The sequence below is a fragment of the Paenibacillus sp. FSL R7-0297 genome (assembly GCF_038009025.1).
Classification (GTDB): domain Bacteria; phylum Bacillota; class Bacilli; order Paenibacillales; family Paenibacillaceae; genus Paenibacillus_AQ.
In genome coordinates, this window is record NZ_JBBPAQ010000001.1 from 7179604 (window position 1) to 7191899 (window position 12296).

10 protein-coding genes are annotated in these 12296 nt (G+C 55.9%); 2 read left to right on the forward strand and 8 right to left on the reverse strand.

The annotated features are described in order from the left end of the window. Positions 1-225: 225 nt before the first annotated feature. Positions 226-1914 carry a methyl-accepting chemotaxis protein gene (locus tag MKZ24_RS31065; RefSeq protein ID WP_042233313.1) on the forward strand — a complete coding sequence of 563 codons (1689 nt, stop codon included), beginning with the start codon at positions 226-228 and terminating at the stop codon, positions 1912-1914. Positions 1915-2086: 172 nt separating this feature from the next. Next, positions 2087-3420 (forward strand): IS3 family transposase gene (locus tag MKZ24_RS31070; RefSeq protein ID WP_156123488.1). Its coding sequence is split into 2 segments (ribosomal slippage): positions 2087-2468 and positions 2468-3420, totalling 1335 coding nucleotides; the frame shifts between segments, so codons are not numbered across the junction. A 259-nt stretch (positions 3421-3679) separates the two neighbouring features. Here the strand turns inward: MKZ24_RS31070 and MKZ24_RS31075 are convergent. The 8 genes from MKZ24_RS31075 to MKZ24_RS31110 form a co-directional block, all read right to left on the reverse strand. Continuing rightward, complete coding sequence (locus tag MKZ24_RS31075) at positions 3680-4006, reverse strand: YnfA family protein (protein WP_042233310.1); 327 nt, start codon at positions 4004-4006, stop codon at positions 3680-3682. A 2-nt stretch (positions 4007-4008) separates the two neighbouring features. Continuing rightward, positions 4009-5562, reverse strand: coding sequence for a cobyric acid synthase (locus MKZ24_RS31080; protein ID WP_340790255.1), 1554 nt, complete (start codon positions 5560-5562; stop codon positions 4009-4011). 261 nt (positions 5563-5823) lie between these two features. Continuing rightward, positions 5824-6633 carry an adenosylcobinamide-GDP ribazoletransferase gene (gene cobS, locus MKZ24_RS31085; RefSeq protein WP_340789663.1) on the reverse strand — a complete coding sequence of 270 codons (810 nt, stop codon included), beginning with the start codon at positions 6631-6633 and terminating at the stop codon, positions 5824-5826. Next, on the reverse strand, positions 6630-7193 hold the full coding sequence (cobU, locus tag MKZ24_RS31090) for a bifunctional adenosylcobinamide kinase/adenosylcobinamide-phosphate guanylyltransferase (RefSeq protein WP_042233308.1): 564 nt from the start codon (positions 7191-7193) through the stop codon (positions 6630-6632). Before cobU ends, cobS begins: the two co-directional genes overlap by 4 nt. Continuing rightward, positions 7190-8251 (reverse strand): nicotinate-nucleotide--dimethylbenzimidazole phosphoribosyltransferase, encoded by a 1062-nt coding sequence (cobT, locus tag MKZ24_RS31095; protein ID WP_340789664.1) that lies wholly within the window; start codon positions 8249-8251, stop codon positions 7190-7192. The genes cobU and cobT overlap by 4 nt, the downstream gene beginning before the upstream one ends. Positions 8252-8453: 202 nt before the next feature. Beyond that, entirely contained in the window at positions 8454-9617 is a 1164-nt protein-coding gene (locus tag MKZ24_RS31100; protein WP_340790256.1) for an aminotransferase class I/II-fold pyridoxal phosphate-dependent enzyme, read from the reverse strand. 65 nt (positions 9618-9682) lie between these two features. Beyond that, positions 9683-10654 carry a D-alanine--D-alanine ligase gene (locus MKZ24_RS31105; RefSeq protein WP_340789665.1) on the reverse strand — a complete coding sequence of 324 codons (972 nt, stop codon included), beginning with the start codon at positions 10652-10654 and terminating at the stop codon, positions 9683-9685. A 14-nt stretch (positions 10655-10668) separates the two neighbouring features. Continuing rightward, on the reverse strand, positions 10669-12129 hold the full coding sequence (locus MKZ24_RS31110) for an aminotransferase-like domain-containing protein (protein WP_340789666.1): 1461 nt from the start codon (positions 12127-12129) through the stop codon (positions 10669-10671). Positions 12130-12296 lie beyond the last annotated feature (167 nt).

Consider the following 12296-nt stretch of genomic DNA (forward strand, 5'->3'; position numbering starts at 1 on the left):
TGATAGACTCGTTAAATATTCAATTTTTTCTGAAAAATAGTGCAATATAGAGCAAACTTTCACTATTCAACCTGAGGTTAATTCTATAGAATAGTTATCAATCACCATTCCCGTTCACTGATAGCTTCATATATGACCTATACCAATGGAATATATTGCTGCTTGCCTGGCACTTTGTCTGGCTTGGGATATTCAGATGCAATTGACAGAAAAGGAGAGAAAGAAATGTTCCGTCTCAAAAAATCAATTAGCCGCAAGTTTACGCTTCTGCTGTTTGTCGTTCTGTTACTCACTTCTCTTTTGCTAAGTATCAGCTTCTACTTCATATCCATTAATATTATCGACAGCTATGTGATGCCGCAGATCAACAAGTCTCTGACTGCCTCAGCCCAGGATGTATATAAGAATCTGAATGCTACAAGCGCGCAGCAGGCCCTTAACAAGAATGAACAGGCGGGGACCAATGTAGAATTTTATTTCGAGGAAAAGCGGAAGCAGCACGATGTTGAGACCATTTTCCTCATTGAACTGAAGGAAGGCAAAGCTACTGTCCTGGTCGCAGATCATAACGCCAAGCTTCAACGTGAAGAATCCATTGAGGTATTGCCTGCCATGGAGCAAGCCTCCAAAGGAAAGTCCGGACTTAGTGAAATCTATAGTGATAGTCATGGTATACATAAGACTGCATTTGTTGGCGTTCCCGGCACCCCCATGCTCGTTGGCGTAAGCTCGGATGTCGGCTTTATTCAAGAAAAGATGAGCAGCATTCTATGGACCAGTGCGGGAATCACCCTGCTGGCACTTATTGTCGGACTCTCCGGCGCCACATTGATGAGCCGCAGAATCATCCGTCCGATTAAACTGCTGGCGGCCTACAGCAACAAGCTGGCCGGAGGTGATTTCACCGAAGAACTTACGATTAAAGGCAACGATGAAGTAGGCCAGCTCTCCGAGAGCTTCCGGATCATGAGCGAGCGGCTCAAGGAGATGATCGGGCATGTGCTGGATACATCGGGCGCCGTCGTTGCCGATTCCAATGATCTGAAGGAACGTGTTCAGATTCTGAACAATATGGCTGAGCAATCCGCTGTTTCTGTAGAAGAAATCGGTAAAGGCAGCACCGCTATTGCAAGCAGCGCACTCGATAATTCCCGGGCTATGGATGAGATCAACATCGGCATCCAGCATATCGCTTCTGCCGCCGGTGAGGTCACGGAGCAGATCAGTGAAGCCTCCACCGAAGCCATGGGCGGTAATGACATTGCCCAGAGTGCTGTGCAGCAGATGCGCCAGGTGGAACAGGCCTCGGTACAGTCGCTCGAGCAATTCCGTATCATGAATGAACGCTCGCTGATGATCGGGGAAGTGGTGCAGGGCATTACCGAAATCACGAAGCAGATTCAGATGCTGTCGCTTAACGCATCTATTGAAGCCGCGCGCGCCGGAGAGCATGGCCGGGGATTCGCTGTCGTGGCCGGTGAAGTGCGCAAGCTGTCTGAGCAGTCCAAGGAATCCAATGAGCAGATCCGTGAATTCCTGCTCGGACTTCAGGAAGATATGAACCACTCGGTATCCGAGATGAACCACGTGAATACTGAAGTAGCTTCAGGTATGAACAAAGTGGTGGAAGCAGGCAATGCCTTCAATCATCTGCTTATTCTTATTCAGAGCATCAACCACAGCATCCAGTCCGTATCTGCCGCTACCCAGCAGATTTCGGCAGGCACCGAAGAAGTCAGCGCCTCGGTGGAAGAAACGGCACAGATTACAGCCAAGTCGCAGCAGAGCGCTGATACGCTGGCCGGCAACTCTGCCCGCCAGCAACAGGAGCTGGAAGGCCACGCGCTGACCGTAGAGCATCTGCATGAGCAGGCCGTGAAGCTGCAGAAGGCTGTCGAGCAGTTTAAGATTTAGCTTGTTCCCTGTTCAATCAAATCTATAATGCAATAGAATAGTAAACTATAAAAAGCAGCTCCAAAGGCCACACTGAACTGTGACCCACAAGAAAGACACTTTGAAAAAAGTGACCTTCTTGTGGGTCTTTTGTGTTTTAATCAGAATATTGGAAAAGGAGCGGGATAAGACTGTGGGAAATTTAAATCGAACCCTATTTACGGAAGATATCATTAGAAGATTAGAGAAGAATCCAAATGTTCAGCGAGTATCCGAGACGAATATTTCGTATACTGCTGAGTTTAAGTTGGCGGCAGTGAAGGCCTACAACGAGGGGACACCCCCGTCAGAAATATTTCTTAAGGCGGGCTTTGACCTAAATCTCATCGGTTCTAAAAAACCAAAGCATAGTTTGAAACGCTGGAGAGATAGCTTTGCTAAATATGGTGAACTAGGACTACTGGAAGAACGGCGTGGCAAAGGCAGCGCTGGACGAAAGCCTGCATGTGCCTTGTCTGCTGACGAAGAACTGAAGCGCGCAAAGGCGAAGATTAAATTACTAGAAGCTGAGGTCGACTTTCTAAAAAAGCTCGAAGCGCTCGAACGGAACCAAGGAAAACCTTAACACCTTCGGAGCGCTACGAAATCATTTATCACACCCTGAGAGCCCATGGATTAAGCCGTATGACTCGTTATCTATGTGGAGTCGCCGCTGTGAGCACCAGTGGCTATTACAGATGGCTGGGCGCCGAGCAAAGGCGTCAACTCCGTGCAGCCGACGACGAGCGCGACCTTGTTCTTATTAAGCAACACTTCAACGCATTACAAGGAAGAGCTGGCGCTTTGGTGATTAAGATGCGTTTGGAGCATCTCAGCGGTGTCACCATGAATCACAAGAAGATTCGCCGATTAATGCGTAAATTTAACCTTGTCGCAGCCTTACGGCAAGCTAATCCGTACCGTAAGATGGCAAAGGCAACGCAGGAGCATCAGACCTGCGCAAACTTACTGAAACGCCAATTTGACCAGAAAGAGCCGGAGAAAGTCTTTCTAACCGATATCACCTATCTGCGGTACGGAAACGGACAGTGGGCTTATCTTTCGTGCATAAAAGATGGAGCAACCCGGCAAATTCTTGCTGACTGTGTAGCAGGGACACTAGAGTTACCACTCGTTGAAAAAACCATTCGGCGTCTGCTGGAACGGCTTGATGGAAATCTTCATCCAGAAGCCATTTTCCACTCCGATCAGGGCATGCACTACACACATCCTAAAACTCGTCTCCAAATTGAGCAGGCAGGTTTTCAACAGTCTATGTCCCGTAAAGGGAACTGTTGGGACAATGCATCGATGGAGTCGTTCTTTGGGCATATGAAAGATGAAATGAGCGTTCGAGATTGTCAGAATCTCACAGAAGTCAGGGCTCGTGTTTCGGAATATATTGCCTACTATAACTCCGAGCGATACCAATGGACATTAAAGAAGATGACTCCTGACGAATTCAGAAGTCATCTCCTTGCGAGCTAGCTCTAGGGTATTTCTTTTAAACCGTCCTCAAATCGGGTCACAGTTCACACGGCTGTTGGAGCTGCTTTTTTGCAAAGGGGACAAGCGCAAGCATTCATTTCCTCAAGTTTGATTCGTTGCTGACACCTTGAGATTCTTAAGTTCACGCGGGTTCAGGATAAATGTTGTATTTTGGGCAGGATTCCATGGAACAACAAGGTTCCATCACAATCCGTGGATGAGAATAGAGGGATTCGTGCGATAACTGATTAGGACATGCTCAGTGCCTCGGTGCCCACAAGATGACAGAGACTCCAATCACGCAGACGCCGGCGCCGATCCAGTCGTAGAGATCCGGTGTTTTCCGGTCCACCAGCCAGCCCCACAGCACAGCAAGCACGATGAATACTCCGCCATAGGCGGCATATACCCGGCCAAAGGAAGGAAACTTCTGCAGCGTCGGGATAATACCATACGCGATCAGGATGGCAGAGCCTGCCAAACCGTACCACAGCGGCCGCGATTCCCGCAGCCAGAGCCAGACCAGATACCCGCCGCCGATCTCGGCCAGTCCGGCAACCATAAACAGCAGAACCGCAATAGTCATCCCTATTCCCCTCCTCCCCGCAAGCCCATAATATTGTAAACGGCATTCATGTCCAAATGTGACCTTACAGCATCCGCCAGCCGGTCGAATTCCTGCTCACGGAGCGCAGCAGCCGAGAAGGTTACCGACAGCGGTGCGAGTCCTTTGGCAATACGCAATCCGTCCAGCCAACTGCGGCGCAGCCCGTCGTTGTGGAACAAGCCGTGCAGATAACTGCCCCAGATTCTGCCGTCCGGGGTTCCCCAGCCTTCCGGCAGAGCCTGCCGTTCCGGCCCGTCCAGACTGAACAGGCAACGTACCGAAGCAGCATCATGATTCTTCGTTGTTCCCATATGTATCTCGTAGCCGGTAATGGGTATCTCTCCGGTTGAGGCGGACGCTTGTGTGCTTAGTTGCAGCGGATGATCCGCAGCCAGTGTTCCGCTCACGCGTACCGTGGTCTTCTGCTGCAGGAACGCCGTTGACAGCGGCAGATACCCGAGGCCCTCACTCTCACCCGGTTCAGCACTCTCAACCGCATGAGGATCAAGCAGCTTCAGCCCCAGCATCTGATAACCGCCGCAGATTCCGGCAAGCTGCTGCGTCCCCTGTCCCAATGCACGCTCTATTGCCTCCGGGAACCCCTGCTCCCGCAAATACTGCAGGTCGGCAGCCGTATTCTTCGTGCCCGGCAATATAATGACATCCGGCGTTCCTAGCTCGTCTGCCGACAGTACATAGCGTACGGTAACATCCGGCTCATCCTCCAGCGGATCGAAGTCGGTGAAATTGGAGATGCGGGGATAGCGGATGACCGCAATATCAAGTTCTTTCATAGAACCTTCACGCACTCGGCCTGAGGTTCCTTCCAGAACTACGGAGTCCTCCGCCTCAATCCGCAGCTGCGGCAGGAACGGCATCACCCCCAGCACCGGAATGCCTGTACGCTCCTCCAGCCAGTCCAGCCCGGGCTGCAGCAGCGAGACATCGCCGCGGAATTTATTGATAATGAAGCCTTTGACCCGGGCCCGTTCATGCGGCTCCAGCAGCTCCAGCGTCCCGACGATGAAGGCAAACACGCCGCCCCGGTCAATATCGGCAACCAGCAGCACAGGGGCATCTGCCCAGCCAGCCAGATTCATATTGACGATATCCCGCGCCTTGAGGTTGATTTCCGCGGGGCTGCCTGCGCCTTCCATCAGCACAACATCGTATGCCTCGCGCAGACGCCCAAGCGCATCCATTACGGTCCCTTTGGCCTCGGGAAGAAATTTCTCGCGGTATTCCCTTGCACTGAGCGCGGCATGCGGCACACCATGCACCACAATCTGCGCGCTCATCTCACCGGAAGGCTTCAGCAGGATCGGATTCATGTCACTGGTAGCCGTAATACCGAAGGCTTCCGCCTGCATCCCCTGGGCGCGGCCGATTTCTTTGCCGTCCGCTGTAACATAAGAATTCAGCGCCATATTCTGCGACTTGAACGGTGCCGTACGGTAGCCGTCCCGGGTCATAATCCGTCCGATGGCGGCGGTGACGAGGCTCTTGCCGACATCGGAGGCGGTTCCCTGCACCATCAGCACGGCGGCTGGGTGCTGCTTGCCGCGTCCATCTGCAACCCCCGGCGCTGCCTGGACGGTAGCTGGCTGCTGCTTATCCGCTCCCCGAGCAGCTCCCGTCGCTGCCTGAAGCGCGGCCTTACCTGAGGCTGTAACTTCCATGTTCATCTTCTTCACTTCCTCGCTTTCTTGCTGCTGCCGGTGTTCAGGGCGGTGCAGCCCTATGGCCTATTGGAGCGCTGTGCGGCGCTGCCCTAAGTGCATGGCGGACGCTGTCCGCTACAGGTTGTGCTGCAGCAGCACCAGCACCAGCAGAACCACCGTCTCCAGCAGCTCACCCAGCGCGCCGTAGACGTCGCCGGTGAGCCCGCCGAGCCGGCTGGCGATCCGCCGCGCTGCGAGCATGCCGCAGGCTGCCGCAGCCGCCGGCGCCAGGATGGCCGCCGCCGCCAGCTGCGGCCAGGCCCCGCTGCCCGCGCCGAGCGCCAGAGGCGCCGCGGCAGCGGCCAGCGTAAGCAGCGCGGCGCTTAGACGCGCGCGCCGCTCCAGCCGGGCAGGCAGCCCGCCGAAGCTGGCGGCCAGCCCTTCATTGCCGCGGGCCAGCGGATAGCGGGCCATGGCCCGCACCATGTACCAGCGGCTCCAGATCGGCGGCAGCAGGAGCAGCGGCAGCATGCTGTAGCTGCCGCCTTCAATTAATGCCGCCAGCAGCGAGGCCTTCAGCAGCAGGAGCAGCATGCAGGCCAGCACGCCCATAGCGCCTACGCGGCTGTCCTTCATGATCTCCAGCATCCGCTCCCGCGAGCGGTAGCTGAGCAGCGCATCGGCGCTGTCCATCCAGCCGTCCAGATGCAGCCCGCCGGTCAGCCCCACCCACAGGATGAGGGTGATGACAGCGGCAGGCCAGGCCGGCAGCAGCCAGGCGGCGGCAGCTGCGCCAAGCGCGGCGCTGAGGCCGATCGCTGCGCCTACCAGCGGATAATAGACCACGCTGCGGCGCAGCAGCTCAGGCGAGAAATCCGGGCTGTATTTGACCGGAAACCGCGACAGGAACTGAAACGCGGCAGCGGCATCCCCCCGCGCGCTCACAGGAGGTACTCCCGGCTCTTCAGCTCCACAGGAATCCCGGCTGTAACCAGGAATACCTGCTCACACTGCCGGGCAAGCCGCGCGTTCATCCGTCCGGCCAGGTCACGGTACAGCCGGCCGAGTGAATACTCCGGCACAATGCCGTCGCCTACTTCATTGGTAACCAGAATTAGCGTTCCTTTGAAGCTGGAGACACTCTGCTCCAGCCCGGTAATTGCCGCTTCAACCAGTGGCTGCCGGTCACTGCGTTCCTCCACAGCCAGCAGCTGGTTGGACAGCCAGAGCGTCAGGCAGTCCACCAAGACTGGCTGACCGCTGCCGCTGCCGGACAGCCGCCGGAGCAGCGCCGACAGTTCAAGCGGCTCCTCCAGTGTCTCCCAGCGGAAGCCGCCCTCCTCCCGCTGCTGCCGGTGCAGCGCAATCCGCGCCTTCATCTCTTCATCGAACGCTTGCCCGGTCGCCACATAGACCGCCTGCTGCGGGTCTGCCAGCTTCTTGGTTAAGCGCTCGGCGAAGCCGCTTTTCCCGCTGCGGGCCCCTCCGGTTACAAGGATGCTCATACGCTCTCCGAACCGGAGACCCCCGCACTCTCGAAGGTCGCCATCTCCCGCATAATCCGGCAGACCGCTTCAATGAAATGCAGGCACAGCGCTCCGCCGGTGCCTTCACCGAGGCGCAGTCCGAGATCCAGCAGGGCTTCCAGACCGAGGCGGTCCAGCATCAGCTTATGCCCCTGCTCGCCCGAGACATGGGAAGCAATCATGTAGGCCGTCGATTCCGGTGCCAACGCCTTGGCGACGAGGGCTGCCGCTCCGGAAATAAAACCGTCCAGAATAACCGGAATCCGCAGCGCAGCCGCTCCAAGAATCAGACCGGCCAGGCCGGCAATCTCAAGCCCGCCTACCTTCGAGAGCACATCGATCGGGTCAGCCGGATTCGGCGCATTAACCTTCAGGGCGCGTTCGATCACCGATATTTTGTGGCGCAGCCGCTCGTCGTCGATACCTGTCCCCCGTCCGGCTGCTGTCTCCGCCGGGATGCCTTCCAGTGCGCACAGCACCGCAGCACTTGCCGTAGTATTACCGATGCCCATCTCACCGGTAATAAAAATCTCCGTTCCGTTCTTCACCGCTTCCTGGGCCACCTGAACTCCGGCCAGAATCGCGCGCAGCGCATCATCACGGCTCATGGCCGGACCTGCCGCCATATTGTCCGTGCCGCGGCGCACTTTGCGGTCGATCAAGTGCGGATGGCTGATGTCACCGTTAATACCGATGTCCACGAACTGCACCTCTGCACCGCCTTGGCGGGCCAGCACATTCACTGCGGCGCCGCCGCTCAGGAAGTTATAGGCCATCTGCATGGTAACCTCCTGCGGAAAAGCACTGACCCCTTCACAGCAGACCCCATGATCCGCTGCCATAACTACTACCGTACGTTTGCTGTAACAGGGCTGTTCTACTTTGGAGATCCCGGCCAGCCGGACGGCCAGCGCCTCCAGCCGCCCGAGGCTTCCCGGCGGCTTGGTCAGGCTGTTCAGGCGGAGCACCGCGCGCAAGGTCGCTTTTTCATCAGGCGGAGCGATCCGTCCGGTTACTTCTTGTATGGCTGTGATCATGATATTGCCTCCTGTTATCTATTGTATATTCTATCAAAAACAATCTACTTCTAGCTGCTCATCATCCTGTCATCAGAACACAAAAAAAGCTCCCCTGCTCTGAAGAAGGGAGCTTCCGCAACTTGGCTGCAAGCCAATTGAATTCTAACATATCCCTATTTCTTCCTTAAAGGATTATAGGTGATATAGATTGATCTTACAATTAGATTTTTACCTTCATGAAGCCTTCAAGCCGCTCCAGCGCCTCGGTCAGCTTCGCTGTAGAAGCTGCATAGGAGCAGCGGATATACCCTTCTCCGCCAGCCCCGAACACATGACCCGGAACAACTGCGACTCCCGACTCCTTCAGCAGCCTTAAGGCGAATTCCTCCGAGCTCATGCCTGTGCGGGCAATGGACGGGAAGGCATAGAATGCCCCTTCAGGCACATGGCAGGGCAGTCCTGCAGACCGCAGGCCGTCTACAAACATTGTCCGGCGGTCCTTGAAGCATGCCTTCATCCGGTCTTTATCCGGCAGAGCACTGCGCAGGGATTCGGCAGCGGCGATCTGGCCCAGCACGGGTGCGCACATGGCCGTGTATTGATGAATTTTGAGCATAGCCGCCAGCAGTTCGCCGTTCCCGCAGGCATATCCGACCCGCCAGCCGGTCATGGCAAAAGCCTTCGAGAACCCGCTGATCACCACCGTCCGCTCCTTCATGCCGGGGAGTGAGGCAATACTTACATGTGTGCTGTCGTAGGTAAGCTCGGCATAGATCTCATCCGAAATCACGATCAGCCCGTGCTCCTTCACCACCTCAGCTACCGGCAGCCAGTCCTCATAGGTCATTACCGCCCCTGTAGGGTTACTCGGAAAATTCACCATCAGCAGCTTGGATTGCGGAGTGATTGCCCGCTTCAATGCTTCGGCCGTGAGCTTAAAGCCCTGCTCCACCTTCGTCTCCACCGTGGCCAGCGTTCCGCCATTCAGATAGGCGATAGGCGCATAGGCGACATAACCCGGGGAAGGAATCAGAATCTCATCGCCTGGTGCGATGAAGGCGCGCAGTGCCAGATCCACGGCTTCACTGCTCCCTACAGTAACCATTATTTCATCCGCAGGATCGTACTGCAGGTCGAAGCCCTTCTGCAAATACCCGGCAATCTCCTCCCGCAGCTCCATCCTCCCGCTGTTAGGCGTATACATCGTCTCCCCGCGGTCCAGGGCGCGGATACAGGCCGCTCTGACCTGTTCAGGAGTAGCGAAGTCAGGTTCGCCAACCCCGAGTGAAATAATATCGTTGTTACCCGCAGCTAGATCAAAAAAAGCGCGGATGCCCGAAGGCGGAATCTCCCTTAGACGCGGAGTAATGGGGTCGTTGTGCATGGAGATGCCAGAGAGGCGCTGGATGCGGGGGTGGCGGTCCACAGGCAAAGCGGATTGTTTGCTGTTCATAACCCGCCACCCCCTTGCTGTACCAGTTGTGCTTCTGGTGCTTCTGGTGCTTCCCCCGTACCTCCACGCTCCCGCAGCGATCCGGTGATAATCTCATCCAGCAGCCGGGTGAAGGAAATACCTGCGGCCTTTGCACTCTGGGGTAGCAGGCTGGTTGCAGTCATGCCGGGCAGGGTGTTCACTTCCAGCACATAGGGAATCCCGTCCTTCAGCAGCATATCCACCCGTGCATACACCGCGCATTTCAGCGCCCTGTAGCAGGTAAGCGCCGCCGTCCGCACCCGTTCCTCGACCTCCGCAGGCAGCTGGATGATCTGTTCCTCCGCCCCGCCCTGCTCATATTTGGCGCTGTAATCGAACCAGTCGGCACCGAGCGACTGAATCCCGATTACCGGCAGCAGCTCTCCACCGAGAATGGAGCAGGTAATCTCCTGTCCTGTTGTATAATGCTCAATCAGCACCGAGCAGTCTGCGGCAAAAGCCTTCTCCACCGCCCCGCGCAGCTCCCGCGGATGATTCACCTTGGTCATGCCGATGCTGGAGCCGCCGGAATTCGGCTTGACCATCACCGGATAACCCAGCCGGTCCACGGCTTCCGGTGCATATTCATTGATATGCTCCCAGCACAGCCAGTCGGGTGTGAGGATGCTTTTGCTGCGGATAACCGTCTTGGCCAGCCCTTTATCCATGCAGAGACTGCTGGACAGCACGCCGCTCCCGGAATAAGGAATGCCGAGCGTTTCAAGCGTACCTTGCACAGTGCCATCCTCGCCGTAGGTCCCATGCAGGGCGAGCAGAGCGAAGTCTAGCCCCACGACTCCCTCCAGCAGCTCTTTACGCGAGGTGATGGGTACAGGAATCCCGGTGTATATTGCCGGATCCAGTGCCTTCAGCATCTCCCTGCCGGTATTCATGGACACCTCATATTCAGACGATACGCCGCCCATAATAACTCCCACTTTAATCATATCCGTACACCCCTTCATCCCATAAGTTGCCGTGCTGTCCTGCCGATAATTTCGATCCCTCTGCGTATATCCTCATCCGCCACTCTGGAGAAGCCCAGCCGCAGTGTATTCTGTCCCTTCCCGTCAGTGAAGAAGATGTCTCCTGCGGTAAAAATCACTCCCTGCTTATGGCAGGCCGCCAGCAATTCCCTTGTGCTGAAGCCTTCGGCGAACGTTACAAACAGATGCAGCCCTCCATCCCCTGACAATGAGGCATATGGAATATGCTCCTTGCAGTACGCGAGCGTCAGCTCGTATTTGCGTTTATACTCCAGCCGGGCCTTCTTCAGATACTTCTCCAGATTGCCGCCCAGCAGATATTGGTACAGGATAGACTGGTCCAGCGTCGAGGTATGAATGCTGCGTGCCCTTTTGACACTTTCGAGATAATAGATCAGCTCCTGATCCGCCAGCACCCAGCCCACCCGCAGTCCGGGGAACAGTACTTTGGAGAAGCTGCCGAGGTAGATGACGCTGTTCCCGCCGCCCGCCGCCGCGATTAACGGAGCCACATGGGCACCCGAATAACGCAGCTCCTCGTTGAAGCCGTCCTCAATGACCGGCACTTTGTAGTCCGACATCAGCTTCATCAGCCCTTGTCTTTTCTCGGGAGACATGACAATGCCGGTGGGATTATGGTAGGAGGGGACCAGATAGGCACAGTCATATTCCCGCTCTTCGAGCGCCTGCCTAAGCTCCCCTAAGTGGATGCCGTCCCGCTCCATCGTTACCCCATGTATCCCGAAGCCGTGCAGCTTCAGATTTTTGATCGCCGTATGATGCGTCGGATTCTCGCAGACCACAGCGCCATGCCGCTTGCCGAGAGCCGACAATACCACGTCAAACCCCTCCGTAAACCCGTTGGTGATCAGCAGATCCTTCCCGCGCATATTCACGCCCTTGTGCTCCATATATTGCCGCAAATAATCTATTAAAGGTCTATATCCCTTGGCATATCCATAATTCAGCAGAACGTTGCCCTCTACGGACATACGCTCCAGAAAAGCTCTCCGGACCTGATCCAGATCGAAGAGGCTCTCATCCGGCGCGATACTGGTAAAAGAAATCGTTCCTTTCCCCGCGCGGATTCCCCGCTTCATAATGTCCAGCTCTTCCGCGAGCAGCGCCTGGCCGCTGAGCCGCTCTTTCCAGTCCACGCTCCAGGAGGCCGCTTCCGGATCTCCGTGCCCCGCTGCTGCACCTGGTGAGATATAACTTCCCTGGCCCTGCACCGTATACGCGAAGCCGTCATCCTCCAGACTCTCGTAGGCTGAGATAATGGAGTTGCGGCTGACCTTGAGGAGTGTGCTGAGTTCCCGTGTAGAGGGAAGCTTCTGCCCGCCCTGGAGCGCGCTTTTGATAATAAGATGCTTCATGTAATCCTTCACCTGGATATATACCGGACGTCCGGCAATGAGCTTGAAATCCTTAAACATACCGCTATCGCCCCCATAGCTATCATGGCACAGACGCCGCCGTAAAAAAAGAACCACAGCCCCGGGATTTTCTTCCGGCTGTGGTTCTAAGGGGGACAATGTAGTCGGTTTTTCGCATACACTTGGCTGGTTAACCCTATCGACGCGCATTGTAGTCGGTTTTTCGC